Annotated in this window: 18 protein-coding genes; 7 read left to right on the top strand and 11 right to left on the bottom strand. The window is 46.4% G+C overall.

Annotated features, from left to right (window positions below):
• The 7 genes from AOB49_RS07030 to AOB49_RS07005 form a co-directional block, all read right to left on the bottom strand.
• A partial coding sequence (locus AOB49_RS07030) for a DUF3300 domain-containing protein (protein ID WP_156471352.1) occupies nucleotides 1-486 on the bottom strand: 486 nt, incomplete at its 3' end.
• A 260-nt stretch (nucleotides 487-746) separates the two neighbouring features.
• Nucleotides 747-2,096 (bottom strand): sulfate adenylyltransferase subunit 1, encoded by a 1,350-nt coding sequence (locus tag AOB49_RS07025; RefSeq protein WP_062309279.1) that lies wholly within the window; start codon nucleotides 2,094-2,096, stop codon nucleotides 747-749.
• On the bottom strand, nucleotides 2,096-3,019 hold the full coding sequence (gene cysD / locus AOB49_RS07020; protein ID WP_062309277.1) for a sulfate adenylyltransferase subunit CysD: 924 nt from the start codon (nucleotides 3,017-3,019) through the stop codon (nucleotides 2,096-2,098). The genes AOB49_RS07025 and cysD overlap by 1 nt, the downstream gene beginning before the upstream one ends.
• Before the next feature lie 40 nt (nucleotides 3,020-3,059).
• Entirely contained in the window at nucleotides 3,060-3,788 is a 729-nt protein-coding gene (locus AOB49_RS07015; RefSeq protein ID WP_062309275.1) for a phosphoadenylyl-sulfate reductase, read from the bottom strand.
• Complete coding sequence (locus tag AOB49_RS07010; protein ID WP_407070230.1) at nucleotides 3,785-4,582, bottom strand: sulfite exporter TauE/SafE family protein; 798 nt, start codon at nucleotides 4,580-4,582, stop codon at nucleotides 3,785-3,787. The genes AOB49_RS07015 and AOB49_RS07010 overlap by 4 nt, the downstream gene beginning before the upstream one ends.
• A 7-nt stretch (nucleotides 4,583-4,589) precedes the next feature.
• On the bottom strand, nucleotides 4,590-4,754 hold the full coding sequence (locus AOB49_RS12150; protein WP_172793400.1) for a hypothetical protein: 165 nt from the start codon (nucleotides 4,752-4,754) through the stop codon (nucleotides 4,590-4,592).
• 105 nt (nucleotides 4,755-4,859) lie between these two features.
• The gene (locus tag AOB49_RS07005; RefSeq protein WP_062309273.1) at nucleotides 4,860-5,636 is read right to left on the bottom strand and encodes a ferredoxin--NADP reductase; all 777 of its coding nucleotides are present in this window, start codon (nucleotides 5,634-5,636) and stop codon (nucleotides 4,860-4,862) included.
• Between the two features lie 177 nt (nucleotides 5,637-5,813).
• On the opposite strand from AOB49_RS07005, the gene AOB49_RS07000 reads away from it, so the two are divergent.
• The 3 genes from AOB49_RS07000 (at nucleotide 5,814) to AOB49_RS06990 (ending at nucleotide 7,328) form a co-directional block, all read left to right on the top strand.
• A complete protein-coding gene (locus AOB49_RS07000) occupies nucleotides 5,814-6,296 on the top strand; it encodes a disulfide bond formation protein B (protein WP_062309271.1) in 483 nt (160 codons plus the stop codon).
• Nucleotides 6,297-6,327: 31 nt separating this feature from the next.
• On the top strand, nucleotides 6,328-6,810 hold the full coding sequence (locus AOB49_RS06995) for a methyltransferase family protein (RefSeq protein ID WP_062309270.1): 483 nt from the start codon (nucleotides 6,328-6,330) through the stop codon (nucleotides 6,808-6,810).
• Nucleotides 6,811-6,875: 65 nt separating this feature from the next.
• The gene (locus AOB49_RS06990) at nucleotides 6,876-7,328 is read left to right on the top strand and encodes an OsmC family protein (protein ID WP_062309268.1); all 453 of its coding nucleotides are present in this window, start codon (nucleotides 6,876-6,878) and stop codon (nucleotides 7,326-7,328) included.
• A gap of 74 nt (nucleotides 7,329-7,402) precedes the next feature.
• On the opposite strand, the gene lysS is transcribed toward AOB49_RS06990, so the two are convergent.
• The 4 genes from lysS to AOB49_RS06970 form a co-directional block, all read right to left on the bottom strand.
• Nucleotides 7,403-8,947 (bottom strand): lysine--tRNA ligase, encoded by a 1,545-nt coding sequence (gene lysS, locus AOB49_RS06985; RefSeq protein ID WP_062309266.1) that lies wholly within the window; start codon nucleotides 8,945-8,947, stop codon nucleotides 7,403-7,405.
• Nucleotides 8,948-8,979: 32 nt separating this feature from the next.
• A protein-coding gene (gene prfB / locus AOB49_RS06980; protein WP_172793399.1) for a peptide chain release factor 2 occupies nucleotides 8,980-10,084 on the bottom strand; the annotation gives its coding sequence in 2 pieces (ribosomal slippage) (nucleotides 8,980-10,011 and nucleotides 10,013-10,084; 1,104 coding nt in all).
• A gap of 28 nt (nucleotides 10,085-10,112) precedes the next feature.
• A complete protein-coding gene (gene recJ, locus AOB49_RS06975; protein ID WP_062309258.1) occupies nucleotides 10,113-11,858 on the bottom strand; it encodes a single-stranded-DNA-specific exonuclease RecJ in 1,746 nt (581 codons plus the stop codon).
• Complete coding sequence (locus AOB49_RS06970; RefSeq protein WP_245640636.1) at nucleotides 11,855-12,814, bottom strand: hypothetical protein; 960 nt, start codon at nucleotides 12,812-12,814, stop codon at nucleotides 11,855-11,857. Before AOB49_RS06970 ends, recJ begins: the two co-directional genes overlap by 4 nt.
• A 67-nt stretch (nucleotides 12,815-12,881) precedes the next feature.
• Between AOB49_RS06970 and AOB49_RS06965 the strand changes: the two genes are divergently transcribed.
• The 4 genes from AOB49_RS06965 to AOB49_RS06950 are packed head-to-tail and all read left to right on the top strand — an operon-like array spanning nucleotide 12,882 to nucleotide 18,171.
• The gene (locus AOB49_RS06965) at nucleotides 12,882-14,144 is read left to right on the top strand and encodes a lipoprotein-releasing ABC transporter permease subunit (RefSeq protein ID WP_062309256.1); all 1,263 of its coding nucleotides are present in this window, start codon (nucleotides 12,882-12,884) and stop codon (nucleotides 14,142-14,144) included.
• The gene (gene lolD, locus AOB49_RS06960; protein ID WP_062309254.1) at nucleotides 14,137-14,832 is read left to right on the top strand and encodes a lipoprotein-releasing ABC transporter ATP-binding protein LolD; all 696 of its coding nucleotides are present in this window, start codon (nucleotides 14,137-14,139) and stop codon (nucleotides 14,830-14,832) included. Before AOB49_RS06965 ends, lolD begins: the two co-directional genes overlap by 8 nt.
• Nucleotides 14,829-15,680: a TatD family hydrolase gene (locus AOB49_RS06955; protein WP_062309252.1), complete on the top strand. Its 852-nt coding sequence runs from the start codon at nucleotides 14,829-14,831 to the stop codon at nucleotides 15,678-15,680. Before lolD ends, AOB49_RS06955 begins: the two co-directional genes overlap by 4 nt.
• A gap of 10 nt (nucleotides 15,681-15,690) precedes the next feature.
• The gene (locus tag AOB49_RS06950; RefSeq protein WP_245640635.1) at nucleotides 15,691-18,171 is read left to right on the top strand and encodes a DNA internalization-related competence protein ComEC/Rec2; all 2,481 of its coding nucleotides are present in this window, start codon (nucleotides 15,691-15,693) and stop codon (nucleotides 18,169-18,171) included.
• Nucleotides 18,172-18,173 lie beyond the last annotated feature (2 nt).

The following is an 18,173-nucleotide window of genomic DNA, read 5'->3' as shown; positions in this document are numbered from 1 at the left end:
ATTAGACTTGAGTGATCCGGCCTGCTTAGCTTTGGCTCGCAATGACTGAATTGCGCTCATAGTTTCTGACTGTTGCGCCAAGACTGCGTTACCAAGTTGTTGAGTCCAGCTGAGTTGAGAGCCCATCATCTCTAAAACTGGAGGAAATGCAGTGAGTGATTTGACGCTCGCATCCCAGTTTTGCTGCTGTAGCGCTGAATTGAGTGCATCACCCTTCAGTTTGCTGTTGGATTTGAGCCAGTTGGACGCCTCTCCAACCTCAAGTGGATAGGTCGATGCCATCAACACCTGTGAGATTAGTGGGTCTGGGTAAAGCGCTATTGGCGCCACCAAAGCCTCTAATTGAGCCTGAGATAGTTTTGCCGCTTGTTGTTGACTTCCGCTTTGGGCGTATGCCACCGGTGCTGCAGCCGGAAGCGCTAGGGCGGCCGTGAGAATACTTGCGATTAAGCGAGAGGGTATTCCCGCTTTCTTTGATGCCAGCATTGGCACTCCTTCAAGTTTGGTTGATCAATTAGAGCGATTCTACTAAATAGATTGATTCGGCCTATATGCACTAAATTGAAGCATACGGCACCATTAGAAAGCAAGGGTTTCCGAAGGGTCCTGGCTCAAGGGCTAATATGAAGGTGTTGTTCATTCTTTAGTAGTACCTCCATAGAATTTCTTTTAAGCCATCCTTCGGGGTGGCTTTTTCTTTCTCTAAAAATAAGGCCCCGCTATGCAGGGCCTTATTGGTGAGGCGCCTATTGGGCAAATACCTCTCGAATCATTCCGGCTGCTACCGTATGGTTGGTAGACTCATCAATCAAAATAAAGGCACCCGTTTTCTGGGACTCATTAAATAAATCAGCAACGATGGGTTTTTGCAAAACAAAATCTACGCGACCAATTTCATTCGCATTAAGTGGATGTGTTTCAAGGTTATGAGATAGTGTTTGAACATCTAAAACCTGCTGAATCACTTTCACCTTGGCGCCAATAGTGTTGGTGGTGTGACGAAGTGCATATTTACGATTCAGAGACAAGGGCTCGCTATCTAGCCAGCACAGATCAGCAGAAATCTGCTTACTCAGTGTTGGAGGACTTATATCATCAGCACTGACAAACAAGCAGCCTCTAGATACATCAATATCTTCGGCTAAGCTAATTGCCACAGCTTCTCCTGTTTGAGCAGACTCTACTTCATTGTTGATATTTGATTGACCTCGGTTAGTGCTGTTGCCCAGATAAATCTTTGCAATCGTTGCTTCACGATTTTCTGGTAGAACTTTAATTTTTTGACCTTTGCGAACACTGCCGGATTCAATTTGACCAAGATAACCACGGAAGTCATCAGAGGCGCTGCCATCTTGACGGGCAACATACTGAACTGGAAAGCGTAAACCGATTTTCTCGGATTGCGGGCTTGTATCTAAACCCTCTAGCCATTGAAGTAGTGTGGGGCCTTGATACCAAGGCGTCTCTTTACTAGCGGTCACTACATTGGCGCCTAGTAAAGCCGACATTGGAATGAGTGTTGGCTCGGGCAAGCCAATCTTTTGGGATAAATCTTTAATTGCGACTTTGATGGTATCAAAGACCTTTTGATCAAAATTAAGCAAGTCCATCTTGTTGATGGCAAAGACTACGTGACGTAAACCAAGCAAATGCACAATAGCTGCATGTCGTTTTGTTTGGGCCAATAATGTGGCTGGTAAGGTGTTAAGGTCAACTCGGGTCGCATCCACTAGAATCACAGCCACATCAGATTGTGATGCGCCAGTGACTAAATTACGGGTGTATTGCTCATGGCCAGGCGCATCCGCTACGATGAACTTACGCTTGGGTGTGGAGAAGTAGCGATAGGCAACATCAATAGTAATACCTTGTTCACGCTCTGCTTCTAGACCATCTGTTAGGAGGGCTAGATCTACACCAGCATCAGATGATGTAACGCGAGCATGCTTAGTCTTTGAAAGAGATTCAAGTTGATCAACCAAAATAGATTTGGTGTCATAAAGCAAGCGACCAATCAGGGTGCTCTTGCCGTCATCAACACTGCCGGCGGTAATAAATCGAACTACGTTTTGGAGGTGAGTGGGATTATTAGTCATTAGAAGTAACCTTCTTTCTTGCGGCGCTCCATAGAGGCCTCATTGGTTTGATCATCCATGCGAGTGGCGCCACGTTCTGTGATTTCAGTAATGGCGGTTTCAGCAATGATGTCAATAGGAGTGGCAGCTGTACTGAGTACGGGGCACGTGCAGCTAATATCGCCCACTGTACGAAAGCGTACATTGAGCACCTCGCTTACATCACCTGGCGCCTTGGGTGTGACATTGGTTACTGGTACCAAGAGACTGTTTTTACGCACAACCTCTCGTTGATGAGTGTAATAAATACTAGGAAGTTCTAAATTCTCGCGAGCGATGTATTGCCAAATATCAAGTTCTGTCCAATTGGAGATTGGGAATACACGCATATTTTCACCCTGGGCAATACGGGCGTTATACAGATTCCAGAGTTCGGGACGTTGAGCCTTCGGATCCCATTGTCCAAATTCATCGCGGAATGAAAAAATACGCTCTTTAGCGCGAGCCTTTTCTTCATCACGGCGTGCGCCACCCATCAAAGCATCAAATTCATGCTCGGCAATAGCTTCTAGTAGTGTGACAGCTTGAGCAGCATTGCGAGAGTCGGTTTCCTTGCGCAGGCGCACCGTACCTTTTTTAATGGAGTCTTCAACATGACCCACAATTAACTTGACACCAGTTTTTTCAACCACAGAGTCGCGATATGCAATCACCTCGGGATAGTTGTGGCCTGTATCAATATGCAAAATAGGAAAAGGGAGCCTGACAGGGCGGTCGCCAAACTGAAACGCTTTGCGAGCCAAGTGAAACATGACGATGGAGTCTTTGCCGCCCGAGAAAAGCATTGCGGGATTTGCGCATTGCGCCACCACCTCGCGAATGATGTAGATGGATTCAGCCTCAAGCCAGTCCAGGTGATCATCAAGTAATTGTTGTTCTTGCATTCTGTAATTCGTTCTTTGCTAAGTTTTGCTACTGAAATAATTATTGATTGACGTGAAGACCGCACTCTTTGCTATCGCTCTGCAGCCACCACCAGCGACCCGCACGAATGTCTTCGCCTTTTTTCACTTGGCGGGTGCAGGGCTCACAGCCAATGCTGGGGTAACCTTTTAAGTGCAGGGGATGAATGGGTACATTCTCCTGCCGGATATAAGCCCAAACATCAGCCTCAGTCCAATCAAACAAGGGATTAAATTTGGCGATACCGCGAGCATCATCATGCTCTTCAAAATTGAGCTCCACACGAGTGGTGGACTGCTCACGTCTTTGACCGGTGAGCCATGCATCGGCGCCAAGCAAGGCCTGATTTAAGGGTTTGATTTTTCGGGCGCTACAGCAGGCTTTCTTGGCTTCCTCACCGTCGTAAAAACCATTCATGCCATATTGATCGATGAATGCTTGTACATCTTCTTCGGTTGGGTAGGCCTTTGCAATCACAACGCCATAATGATTCTCGGTGATCTTGGCCATATCTATGGTTTCTTGATGGAGGCGGCCAGTAGCTAGGGTAAATAAAGGAATATTGGTCTTAGATTGTGCGATTGCATCGGTTATCACCATATCTTCTGCGGCGAGGCTCGTAGCAAATCGGACGTCTGAAAAACGACTAGTGATATCAACTAAGCGCTCTTTAAGGACGGCGGTCTTCTCCGCCAATTGAGTAGGGGAGAGGGTGCTTTCTGGAATTGACCAAAAATCAGGCGTCGTCATGAGGACACCAACTTAATGCCAACTAAAAATAATGTTCCGGCTAAGGCGGTTCTGGTCGCTCTCTCTGATAGCGTGCTAGATAGTTTTGCGCCTAGCCAAATTGCTGGGACAGAGCCCAATAGCAGTCCAAAGAGTAAATCAAAGTGCACGTTACCTAACCACCAGTGCCCAAGGCCGGCTAGTGCTGTTAAGGGCACAGCATAAGCTATATCTGTACCAGCTACTTCGGAAGCTTTTAGGTGTGGATATAGCAATAAGATTAGTGTTGCGCCAATTGCACCTGCCCCAATTGATGAAATAGTTACCAGAATGCCAATTGCAGCACCAACGCTGATGGTGGAAATCTTTAATGTGAGCCCTTTGGGGAGGTAGCGGTGATTATCTTGTACCCATTCCAGGATCTTGGCTCTGAATAATAAAGACGATGCAGTTAATAAAACGGAAATGCCAATAGATATGCTGATGAGTTGATTCCAGTCCTTGGATACTGGGCCAGCATACTTTAAGAAAAGGATAGAAAGAATCGCTGTGCTAATACTCCCTATGCATAAAAGTTGAACAATATCCCATCGTACATTTCCATGGAGTCGATGCGCGACTGTTCCAAATCCTTTTGTGATCGCTGCAAAAGCAAGATCAGTGCCAACTGCTGTTGTTGGAGTTACACCAAATATTAGGGTGAGCAAGGGTGTCATTAGGGAGCCGCCCCCAACACCTGTCATGCCTACAAGTAAGCCAACTAATGCGCCAGAAATAATGAAATGAGATGAGTCCAGTAGAAAATCAACCATCATGAACTCTTCAAGCAAAGGCCTGCTCGAATTCTTCGAGCTTAATTGCATTCATTAAAAATAGTATTCGACGCTGGAAGTTCTTGCGTTCAGCAATATTGTCATGTGGCAAGCGGTCATGCTCACGTAAGAGTTTGGTGATGATGGGGTTGTAATGCTCGCGGACTGGGGACATCTAAATTCCTTGGTAAATATCTCGTTAGGAAGAATTTACCAAGGGGTCTATATATCTACAAGGAATATATAGAGATATCTAAATTACATTTAGATATATAGAAGCCTATTTTTCAACAAAGGCGCGTTCGAAGACATAATCGCCTAATTGACCCAGACTTGGTGATACTTTAAAGCCTTTGGCATCTAGCATCTCAGCAGTTTCTTTGAGCATCGAAGGACTGCCGCAGATCATGGCACGATCCACCGCAGGATCAAGCGGGGGCAGGCCAATATCTTTAAATAGTTGACCTGATTCTATGGCGGTAGTGAGTCGACCGGTGTGCTTAAAGGCTTCACGTGTGACTGTTGGGTAGTAGATGAGCTTTTCCCGAATGATTTCACCGATGTATTCGTCTTGGGTAAGTTCATTCTTAATGTAATCCGCGTAAGCTAACTCGCTTACCAAGCGGACGCCATGGATCAATACGACTTTTTCAAATTTCTCATACGTATCTGGATCGCGAATGATGCTCATAAACGGCGCTAGGCCTGTACCAGTGCTAAAGAGGTAAAGATGTTTTCCTGGGTTTAAATCATCAATCACTAAAGTGCCAACGGATTTTTCGCTTACCAAGATGGGGTCTCCGACCTGAATCTTCTGCAGACGGGAGGTGAGAGGGCCATCTTGCACTTTAATGCTCAAGAACTCTAAATGTTCTTCATAATTGGGACTTGCCACACTATAGGCCCTAACTAAGGGCTTTCCTTCTACTTCAAGGCCGATCATCAAGAAGTGGCCACTACGAAAACGTAGTCCTTTATTGCGTGTCGTGGTGAAGCTAAAGAGGGTGTCGTTCCAGTGGTGGACGGAGAGTACTGTTTCGGTGTTATATGCGGCCATGTGGGAAGCTTGATGAATTATGCAAAACCATGATTATCCTCAATCTTGGGTGGATTTAGGGGCCTAAGCCCTTGAAACTAGGATTAACTTTTCATAACGAAGCAACTTTTAGTAATAAAGGACACTCCGAATACTTTGCTTTGGAGGTTTTGCTCTAGGTTTCGCTATTATTTGGAGATGAACCAGTCCAAATATCTCTACCTCTCCTTGATGAGCCTTAGCTTGGTCATTTTTGCCGTTATTCTTCAGCAGGTCGGATATCAGGGCGTGAGTTTTTTGCCTTGCCCCCTCTGTATTTTGCAAAGGGTAGGTTATTTAGGAATCGCTATATTTTGCTTTTTAGCTGCCAGCTTTCATCTACTGAGAAAGCTATTTCATGTTTTAGCCCTACTTTCTGCTACTTACGGTCTTGCGGTTGCGGGACGTCAGGTCTGGTTACTTTCCCATCCAGAAATCTCCTGCGGCATCGATCCTTTAGAGACTTGGATCAATCAATTTCAGTTGGCCAAGAACTTGCCATGGCTATTTAAAGCAGACGGTTTATGTTCCGCAAAATTACCTGCAATCTTTGGCCTACAAGTTCCAGAGTGGTCTTTACTGTGGTTCGCTATTTTTCTAGTCATCTTGCTCTTTACTTTGATTAGAAAACCATCCCAATAACCTAATACTCGTAAGCAGATTTAAGGATGATATGACTCGGATATCGCTCAAGCAACGCGGCGTTGGATATGTTTTAGTTCAAGGCATCCTGATTGGATTAATTCTATTTGGTCCTCGGGGATCGATATTGCTTCCTGACTTCTTGATATATTGGCTTCCTTATCTGCAGGTTCTTGGCACCATCATTTGTATTCTGGGTTTGTTATTCTCATTAGTAGCGGCACTCAATTTGGGTCCGAATCTTACGCCATTACCGTGCCCCAAAGATCATGCGCAACTCGTTCAGTTAGGGCTTTACCGCTTTGTACGTCACCCAATTTATTCTGGGGTACTAATGGTGGCTTTGGGTTGGCTCTGCATTTACCCCTACCTATTTGTTTTGATGTATGCGATTGCGCTAACCCTATTCTTTGAGTTCAAGATCAAGCGTGAAGAGCGGTGGCTGCTCGAGAAATTTCCAGCATATTCTGAATATCGCCAGAAGGTAAAAAAGCTGATTCCCTGGGTTTATTAGTCAGATCGACAATAGTTTTGGGTAAGGGTATAAAGTATTGCTTGTGATATCAATCAGAGGTGAATATGAGTGACTCTCCATCGGTAAGACTGGTTCAGCAAAGTGATTACCAGTTCGCAATTTATTACAACGAAGAACGTGAGCCAATCTATGGAGATGAGCCCCCGCCCTTAGGAAGGTCTCAAGGTGCAACCCCTTCACAGTTCTTGCTTGCCGGTGTCGCCAATTGCTTATCTGACTCATTATTATTTGCTTTAAGAAAGTTTAAGCAAAACCCTGAGCCCATTGAAACTGAGGCGAGTTGCGAGATTGGCAGAAATGATCAGAATCGCTTGCGTATCTTAGCTATTCATGTACAGATTCGTATTGGAGTACCGGGTGCGACATTGGAGAACTTAGACCGCGTATTGGCTCAGTTTCAAGATTTCTGTACGGTATCTTCCAGCGTCAGCTTGGGGATACCTGTCAATGTCACGGTAATTGATAGCGAGAATACAAAGTTATATCCCGCTAGTTGAGTTCTTGTATGGGGGTGAATATAAAGCCGCAGAGCTCAATATTTTGCGGCTTTATATTTCTCGTTTGAAAGTGATTACTCTTCTTCGCGACGTAAATGAGGAAATAGAATCACGTCACGAATGTTTGGCGCATCAGTAAGTAACATTACCAAGCGATCGATGCCAATACCGCAACCGCCGGTTGGAGGCATACCGTACTCCAGCGCACGAATGAAGTCATGATCAAAGTACATCGCCTCTTCATCACCGGCTTCTTTTTGCTCCACTTGTTTACGGAAGCGATTGGCTTGATCCTCGGCATCGTTTAATTCTGAGAAGCCATTCGCAATCTCACGACCAGTGATGAATAACTCAAAGCGCTCAGTAATACCTGGGCGAGTATCTGATTCACGGGCCAGAGGGCTCACTTCGATGGGGTAATCAATGATGTAAGTTGGTTCCCATAGGTGGGCTTCAGCCACCAACTCGAATAGAGCCAATTGCAGAGCACCGATACCTGCATTCTTGAGGGTGGGGGAGTCTGGATTCTCGCCACCTTTTTTCAATTCAGTGCGAATGAATGCCGCATCTTCTAATTGCCCAGCCTCATAAGTCTTGTTTGATTGGCCACAGTATTTCAGGATGGCTTCAGTAATTGTTAAGCGCTGGAAAGGTTTGCTCAGATCAAGCTCGCGACCTTGGTGGGTTAATACTGCAGTACCTTGAGCATCAATCGCTGCGGCGCGAATCAAGCTTTCGGTGAAATCCATTAGCCAACGGTAATCTGTGTAGGCCGCATAGAATTCCATCATGGTGAACTCGGGATTATGGCGTGGACTCACTCCTTCGTTACGGAAGTTGCGGTTAATTTCAAAAACACGCTCAAAACCGCCCACTACCAAACGCTTGAGATAGAGTTCTGGCGCAATACGCAAGAACATTTGCATATCTAAAGCATTGTGGTGGGTAATAAATGGCTTAGCTGTTGCTCCCCCAGGAATTGGGTGGAGCATGGGTGTCTCTACTTCCATGAAGTCGGCATCTAACATATGGCGACGCAAGGAGGCTATCGTATTACTGCGCGCCCTGAAAGTATTGCGACTTTCTGGATTCACAATCAAATCAACATAGCGTTGGCGATATTTAGTTTCTAAATCAGAAAGGCCATGAAATTTATCTGGAAGCGGGCGCAAAGACTTGCTAAGTAGCCGTAAAGTGCTGCACTCAACTGAGAGTTCACCTTTATTGGTTTTAAATAAATGACCTTCAGCCGCAATAAAGTCACCCATGTCCCAATGCTTAAAAGCGCCGTGCGTATCTGCACCACTGATTTCATCATTGATATAAAACTGAATTTGACCACTACGATCTTGAATAGTGGCAAAGCTCGCCTTGCCCATTACGCGTTTAAGGACCATGCGGCCAGCGACTTTGACATGCACCTTCTTGGCAGCGAGTTCTTCTTTAGAAAGACTGTCGTAATGCGTATGAAGATCTGCTGCTAAATGGGTGGGCAAGAAGTCGTTTGGAAAGGCGACCCCACCTTCGCGCAACTTAGCCAATTTTTCGCGGCGCTCTGCAATGATGTGATTTTCATCAACGGCTTCATTGGTGGGAATTGGATTCACTTTATCGTTCATATCAGTATTAATAGCTGTAATAGGGTGGTAAATCAGACGCCTTGTTTTAGGCTGGCTTCAATAAAAGCATCAAGATCGCCATCCAACACCTTTTGTGTATTGGAGATCTCGACGTTAGTGCGTAAATCTTTAATGCGACTCTGATCTAAAACATAGGAGCGGATTTGATGACCCCAGCCCACATCCGTTTTACTTGCTTCGAGCTTGTCTTGTTCTGCGCGACGCTTTTGCATCTCGTGCTCATAGAGGCGTGATTTGAGCATACTCATCGCTTCAGCTCGATTGCGATGCTGGCTTCGATCGTTCTGACACTGCACCACAATTCCGGTCGGAATATGCGTTAAGCGCACTGCTGAGTCAGTCTTGTTAATGTGCTGACCACCAGCGCCGGATGCGCGATAGGTGTCCGTGCGAATATCCGCGGGATTCACATCAATCTCAATCGAGTCATCAATCTCGGGATAGACATAGATGCTGGCAAAAGAGGTATGGCGACCATTAGACGAGTCAAAAGGGGACTTGCGCACCAAACGGTGTACTCCCGTTTCAGAGCGAAGGTGGCCATAAGCATACTCACCATCCACCTTAATCGTTGCACTTTTAATGCCAGCAACGTCACCATCAGACTCTTCCAGGATTTCTGTTTTATAGCCTTTGCGCTCGCAATACTTGAGATATTGGCGAAAGAGCATGCTTGCCCAATCGCATGCTTCGGTACCACCAGCACCAGCTTGGATATCAATAAAGCAATTGCACGAATCCATTTCATTGTGGAACATGCGGCGGAACTCTAAGTCATGAATGACTTTGCTGTAGCTTTCTACATCTTGTTCGATTGCGGCAATTGTCTCAAAATCACTTTCTTCTTTTGCCATGTCGAATAGCTCAATTGCACCAGTGATATTGGTATTTAAGTCAGTGAGGGTGGAGACAACACCATCGAGCAATTTCTTTTCTTTGCCCAAAGCCTGCGCTTTTTTTTGGTCATCCCAAATGGTGGGATCTTCAAGAATAGAATTAACTTCAGTAAGGCGTCGTGACTTTACTTCGAAGTCAAAGATACCCCCGAAGTGCTTGCTCACGGGTGAGCAGATCGGAGAGGGTATTTGAAATAATGTTGAGTTTTTCGGCTTCCATCCCCTAATTATAAGGGGGTTATTGCAGCTCAGCCCTCGTCATGGGCCTCAATCATCAGTTGTACGCGGGCTTGCCCCTGAAAGCGGTCTGTGACTAAGCGATAGGCTAGCTTGGCCTTTGCTGGCAAGGGCTGGGTTCGGTTGAACCAGACTCCCGTAAATGGTTTGCTCGCGAGTTGCCCACTTCCTATGGGTTGAAGCTGAAGGCGCAGGTGCTTCTCTTTCATAAGGCTTTGCTGGCCCACCTCAAATTCCCCATAAAAAATCGGCTGAGGAAAGCCTTGACCCCAGATTTCTTCGGCAAGGAGGTCGCCGGTTTCTGGGGTGAACTCGGATAGGTCTAGGGCACCATCATGAATATGACGACGCTCTAGTAATTCGTCGTTGAGGAGGGTGGTTGCCACCTCTTGAAAGAGGGTGTCAAAGCGCTCAAAATCCGCTTTTCTAATGGTGAGGCCGGCTGCCATAGCATGTCCACCAAATTTCAGGATGAGGCCTGGTTCCCGTTTGGAGACGATATCCAAAGCATCGCGTAGATGAAATCCAGTGAGTGATCTGCCGGATCCCCGAAGCTCCTCGCCGGTATTGCCATCTGCTGGCGCAAATACGATTGTGGGACGGTTAAAGCGCTCCTTGAGTCGCGATGCCACAATGCCAACAACGCCTTGATGCCACTCTGAATTCCACAGGCAGATGCTAGGTCGGTTAGACATAGTGCCGGCAAGTTGGTCTTCTGCAAGATGCGCTAAGGCGGCTTCTTGCATGTCAGATTCGATCACACGACGTTCGCGATTGATGCGATCCAATTCGTAAGCAAGTTCTGTTGACTCATCTTGCTTGTCGCTGAGTAAGAGGCGAATACCTAGAGTCATGTCCGCAAGTCGGCCTGCAGCATTGAGGCGAGGACCAATTGCAAATCCCAAATCAAAGGTATTAGCCTTACGAGGATCGCGTCCTGCTGCTTGAAAGAGCGCCCGTATGCCTGCTTGTGAAATGCCTGCGCGAATTCGCTTTAAACCATTCGAAACCAGAATACGATTATTGCGATCGAGTTGCGCCACATCTGCTACTGTTCCGAGCGCAACAAGATCTAGGAGGTTTTCAATTTTGGGCTGGGTCTCTGCGGTAAATTTCCCTCGCTTGCGCAGCTCAGCTCGCAGTGCTACGAGCAGATAAAACATGACTCCTACACCAGCAAGTGCTTTGCTGGGAAAGGTGCAACCAGGTTGATTGGGATTGACGATAGCAGTTGCATTGGGCAATCGATCTCCTGGTAGATGGTGGTCCGTGATGATGACTTCTATTCCAAGTTCATGGGCTCGATCAACACCAGCTTCGCTAGCGATACCGTTATCAACGGTAATCAGATATTTTGGTTTAGGGGTTTGCTGCGCCGCCAGCTCAACTACTTCTGGAGTTAATCCATAGCCCATCGTAAAGCGATTGGGTACTAAAAACTGAATGGGCGTATTTGCGCCACCCAGCATCTTGAGCCCCCTCACTGCAACTGCACAAGCAGTAGCGCCATCACAGTCGTAATCAGCCACTACGAGCATGGGCTCATTTTTTTTCAGAATGTCTGCGAGCAAAGTAGCGGTACTGATGCAGTTTTTAAGCTCCAGAGGAGAGAGTAACTGTTTTAGATCGAGAGATAAGTCTTCTGGCTTATCAACACCGCGTGCTGCGAATAGTCTTGCGAGTAATGGATGTAAGCCGCTTTGCTGCAACCAAGTAGCAGTGCGTTCGGAAAATGGGCGTTGTGAAAATACACTCATGATGATCGTGATGCGATTTCTTGCCAAGTGAATAGCTGTGGTCTTTTCCAAAAAGCCCAAGATTTTTTGTGAAGATCTTTTGCCGTCAGAATACGATGTCGAGTATCGCCATTAGGAAAGTCAATGATTTCAATCTCATCAATTTTCTTATGTATCAAAGCGTCTCTCAATTCATTCCAGATAGCTTCTGGATGATTTATCCAGGCAAAAGCGTTGGCTAATTGAGAGAGGTTAACTTGATAATGGTGTGAAGCTCCAATATATTTAGCGAGACCAGACAAGAGTGGATGCTCTCCATAAATATGACTAATATTTTTTAAGGCATTTGGCACTTGAATGTCTTGGAGTTTTCCAATTCCACTAATCCAGAGGGAGTTAATGGCTGGAAGCCCTTGTTGTTCGCGAGATTGATTGACTGGATCAATGTGCCATAACATCTGAATTTCATTTTGAAGCTTGCGCCACAATTTTGCTATTCCAATTTGATGGGTATCGCGTGGCATCCACCAATCAATATTGCGTCCATGCGCTTGGTCAATTGAGTGGGTTCCCAAGTGTGAAAATGGGCCTGCTGGCAGAAACCAATAATCTTTTTCTTGAAATAAGACTTTGTTTTGGAAATCCTCTTCTATGAAGGGAAGGGCAATTTGAAGCAGCTTCTGGGATTCCTCCGCTGTGAGTTCAATCTGGCTTTGGGTCAGGAGTATCAAGTGATCCCGGGTAGCATGAAGATGAACGGGCTGAAGGCAGGCGATTACCTGGCTTGGGTCTAGTGACAAATTGCTTTTCCCTAGTAGCAAAACCGGAGCAATCGGAAGGTTATCTCCAAGTAAGAAACGCTCTTGCGGCAGGCCCTTAGGCGGAGAATCCTGCCTTAAATCCAAGGTATCTTCCCCCGGGATCATGAGGGTGAAGCGTTGGGTGGCGCTTTGCTGGGGGGTGGAATGAAGATTCATTCCCCTGATTTTAGGTGGCATTTGCAGAAACTGTGGCATTACTCGCTTGATTCACTAAACTGTAGCCATGTTGAGACTTCCTATCGAGCTAGAAATTGGCCTGCGCTATACCCGCTCTAAGCGTCGTAAGACGGTTGGCAAGCGCGATGGCTTTTTATCCTTTATTTCTGGTATTTCCACGGCCGGTATTGCCCTGGGGGTCGCTGCCCTCATTGTGGTTCTCTCTGTAATGAATGGCTTTCAGAAAGAGGTTCGAGATCGGATGCTTTCTGTGTTGTCTCATGTGGAAATCACCGCTCCTGAGGGCTTAAGCAATTGGGAGTCGATCGCCAGAAAGGTGGCGACTCAGCCTCATGTTCTTGGTGTCGCTCCTATGGTGAGCTCCCAAGGCTTACTCAGCCGGGAAAATGTAATGCGTGGCGTGGCAATTCGAGGAGTCTTGCCAAGCGAGGAGGGAAAAGTTTCTGATTTACCCAAACAATTTTCGCAGGGAAGTATTGAGGATTTGAAGTCCGGAAGTTTTGGAGTAGCTTTGGGTGCGCAATTAGCGAGCATCGTAGGTGCGCGCGTTGGTGACCGTATTAACCTGATTGTTCCTGAAAGCGATCTCACTCCCGCAGGCTCCATGCCAAGAATGAGAACGCTGCAAGTCGTTGGTATTGTAGATAGCGGTCACTATGAGTATGACAGCTCATTGGCCATCATGCACTGGAAGGATGCTGCTGCATTGCTACGTCTTCAAGATCCATCTGGCTTGCGAGTGAAGGTGGATGACATGCAACGCGCTCCTGAGATTGCCAATGACTTAGCTCAGGTTGTTCCCCAAGCATTATGGGTAACCGATTGGTCACGCTCTAATCGCAACTGGTTTGCTGCTGTGCAGACTGAGAAGAAAATGATGTTCATTATCTTGACCTTAATTATTGCGGTTGCTGCATTTAATCTTGTCTCTACTTTAGTGATGACAGTCAATGAGAAGCAGGCTGATATTGCTATCTTAAGAACAATGGGGGCAAGTCCAGGCTTAATTCAGCGAATCTTTCTGGTGCAAGGTTTAGCAATTGGCTTGTTAGGCTCTCTAGCTGGTGTTGCCTTAGGCCTTTTGATTGCCTTGAACATTGACGTGATTGTTCCGGCTATCGAGGCCATCTTCCGAGTCCGTTTCCTACCTCGTGATGTTTACTTTATTAGTGAACTTCCTTCGGACGTTCGTATGTCCGATGTGATGACTGTTGGTTTAATGGCTTTTGGCTTGTCGGTACTAGCAACCCTATACCCAAGTAGACGAGCAGCGAAGGTTCAGCCTGCGGAGGCGTTGCGTTATGAGTAACACCCAAAATAGCATCCTGAGTGCAAAGAAGCTGGCAAAGACGTACGGTAAGGGACCTACTGCTGTTGATGTTCTGAAAGCTGTGGATTTAGAGGTGCATTCCTCTGAGAAGGTTGCCATCGTTGGCTCTTCTGGCTCTGGTAAGAGTACCTTATTACATCTCTTAGGTGGTCTTGATGCGCCTAGTGCTGGATCCGTTATTTTGGCCGGAGAAAATCTTCATCAGCTACCTATTGCAAAGTTAGATCAACTGCGCAATCAAAGTCTCGGATTTATTTATCAATTCCATCATCTTTTAGATGAATTTACTGCTCTCGAAAACGTAGCTTTACCACTGCGTATTCGTGGCTTAGATAATGATGAATCGATGAAGCGCGCACATCAGATGCTCCATGCGGTTGGGTTGACTAAACGGGTTCAGCACACCCCTGGTGAGTTGTCTGGTGGAGAGCGTCAACGCGTTGCAGTGGCAAGAGCCCTCGTAGGGAATCCATCTTGCGTTCTGGCGGATGAGCCAACTGGCAATCTCGATACTGAAACGGCTGATGGCGTATTTGATTTGATGTTAGATATTGCTCGCGAACAAGGCACTGCCTTTGTTATCGTGACCCATGACCCTGTCCGCGCTAAACGGTGTGATCGAATTTTGCATTTAGAGCGCGGAGTATTAAAACCATTTGCTCAATGAGTGAAGTTACTCGTTGGGTTGATACCCATTGCCATATAGATGCCCCTGAGTTTCATCAGGACCTTTCGCAGATTATTGCTAGGGCGCAAGCAGCTAATGTTGAGGCGATTTTGCTGCCAACTGTAAGGTCATCTGACTGGGATCCGGTCAAAAAATTAGTTAATCAATACAGTAAACATATCCCAGGTTTGGTTTATACGCTCGGCATTCATCCTCTTTACATCAATCAAGCCAAAGAGTCTGATATTGATATTCTGAAGGTGCAAATTGAACAATCATTATGCGATCCCCGGTTTGTGGGGATAGGTGAGATTGGCTTGGATTATTTCGTCGAGGGCCTTGATCCTCAGCGCCAAGAATATTTCTTCCATAAGCAATTAGATTTGGCGGAGAAGTTTTCATTGCCTGTGATTTTGCATGTGCGTCGCTCGCAAGATGCCATTTTAAAAGCCTTACGCAAGCGAAAAGTGCCTAGCGGGATTGCCCATGCTTTTAATGGAAGTCGTCAACAGGCTCAGCAATTCATTGAATTGGGTTTCAAATTAGGCTTCGGTGGTGCGGCAACTTATGACAGGGCACTCCAGATACGTCGCCTGCTTGTGGACTTACCACTTGACAGCATTGTTACTGAGACAGATGCGCCGGATATTCCTCCGGCTTGGCTTAAACATGAAGGCGGGGGCTTTAATGAGCCTGCATTACTCCCCAGAATTGCTCGGCAGTTAGCGGATATTAGGGGAGTGGGATCCGAGGTATTTTCTCAAGCCGTTTGGTCTAACGCGATGCAAGCTTTACCACGTTGGTCTGCATTGGCGGCTGTTCATTCAAATCCCTCGGTAGTCTCTTAAGCATTTGCGATTGAATATTGCGGCGTTTATCGCCGGGGGATCGCTTCTGTTTTTTTTGCCTTCTGTGCCAGAATATTGGCTAAGTATTGCCGCCTCGTTGGCCTGCGCTTCTCTAGTTGGATATTGGCTGAATTGGAAATTCCTAAGACATTCTCAGGTTTACTTGGTTTTAGGGGTCGTCTTATTTTGCACCCTGGGTTTTTCTTGGAACGCGCATTATGCACAAAGCCGTCTGCGCAATATTCTCTTTATCGATTACGAGGGTAAAGAGTTGCAGATTGAGGGAAGGGTAAATGCCTTACCTCAAAGTAGTTCAAGTGGTGCCAAGTTTTCTTTTCAGGTTGACCATGCATTATTGGGGCGTGATCACATTGAGAATTTCCCGAGGCAAATTTATTTAGCTTGGCAGCCGGCTTGGCGAAATCCGCAAGATATCCCAGAAATTATTCCTGGGCAGCGTTGGAAATTGAGGGTCAAAATTAAGCGTCCTTATGGATCTTTAAACCCCTATACGTTTGACTTTGAGCGCTGGTCTTTTCATCATGATTTTGGTGCCAGTGGATCCGTGCGAACTGGTCAATTGCTTTTATCTGATGACATTGCGCTCACGGAATTTTCCTTGGCGATGGAGTATCAACGCTGGAAGTTACGGGAAAAGATCAAGCGATTGTTGCCAGAAGGGGCGCGCTATGGCGGAGTGATAACGGCGCTGGTAATGGGTGATCAGAATGCGATTGCTCAAGACGATTGGAGGGTATTTAATGCCACTGGGATTGGCCATTTAATCTCCATTTCAGGGCTTCATGTCACTATGTTGGCCGGATTTGGTGCCATGCTTGCTTCGCAGCTGTGGCGCCGCAAGTCTTTGCCGCTCTATATCCCTGTTGGAAAAGTAGCGGCTGCAGCGGGATTTCTCACTGCATTTGTTTATGCTTGGTTGGCTGGTTTTCAGATCCCCGCACAGAGAACTATGTACATGGTTGGTGTGGTGGCATTCGCATTGTGGTCGGGTCGTAATCCTCGTTCTTTCGATATTTGGTGGTGGGCATTGGTTTTTGTTTTATTGATTGATCCAATGGCACCATATACGCCAGGATTTTGGCTATCCTTTGGCGCAGTTGCTGCAATCTTGTTTGCAATGCAGGATTCATCAGGTTTACTTGGAGTGCCTACTGGAAAAGAGTTAGAAGTAGATTGGCGCCATCGAGTAACTCAGGCCTTGCATGATGCTTGCCGAGTCCAAGCGGTTGTGACGATCGCGCTTTTACCGCTGACTCTATTTTGGTTTTATCAATTATCTATCGTCTCTCCGTTAGCGAATGCTTTTGCCATTCCTGTGGTGAGTTATATCGTGACGCCACTAGCAATCATTGGGTCGTTGTTGCCCGATTTTATTGGTAAATGGTTGTTGTTACCCGCGCATGGGACCATGGAGTATCTCGCTGTTTTGCTTGACTGGATGGCTGCTTGGAAATGGTCGGTAGCCTGGTCTCATCAGCCTGAGTGGTGGGCCTTAATTTTATCGACGGTAGGCATTGTGATTGCAATTCGCCCGGGGATGATTAGGAATGCTTGGCCTTCCAGGGCTCTAGGGATGATTCTTTCAGCAACCCTCTTTATTCAACCGATTTCGCAGGCTGCTTTATCAATGGGTGATTATCGTGCAACAGTGTTGGATGTTGGACAGGGTACTGCGGTATTAATTGAAACTAAGAATCGGAATTTGCTCTACGACACTGGGCCCATACAGGGGAAAGACAATGCGGGGCAGAGAATTATTTTGCCATTTTTGAGGGGGCGAGGAATTGATCGCATTGATCGTTTGGTAATTAGCCATAGTGATAGCGATCATATTGGCGGAGCAGCAACGTTGCTAAAAGAGATTCAATTTGATTCAATGATGGGATCGCTTCCAATTGATAATCCACTATTGACCAAGCTAGCAAAGAAGGGGATCTCAAGTATTCCTTGTCGCTTTGGACAGAGTTGGATTTGGGATGCTGTGGAGTTTCATATTTGGCACCCACATGAACATACCCGTTTTGAGAAAAAGGGATCGGGCAAGCCAAATGAAATGAGTTGCGTGCTTGAGGTACGCAATCAAAACACTTCCTTCTGGTTAACTGGAGATGTGGAAAAGCAAGGTGAGGCCGAGATTACTGCGCGTCTGAATGGAGATACACTGGAAGACCTCGAGGGTAAGGAGTTGGTATTTATGGCGCCACACCATGGCAGTAAGACCTCCTCCTCACTGGATCTCTTGACGAAATTAGGTCCAGATATTGCATTTGCTCAAAATGGATACCGTAATCGCTATGGGCATCCGCACCCAACGGTGATGGCTCGTTACTGGGATCTTGGTATCCCGTTTTACCAAACACCGATCACTGGCGCTCAGATATGGCTGGCAAGCTCTCAAAGTCAGGCCTTCAGCCAAGGGTATTTTTGGCGATACCAATCTAAACGCTTATGGCATCGCCACGCCCAATAAGG

The sequence above is a fragment of the Polynucleobacter sinensis genome (genome assembly GCF_001595985.1).
Lineage (GTDB): Bacteria > Pseudomonadota > Gammaproteobacteria > Burkholderiales > Burkholderiaceae > Polynucleobacter > Polynucleobacter sinensis.
This window is presented reverse-complemented; position numbering and strand designations above follow the sequence as displayed.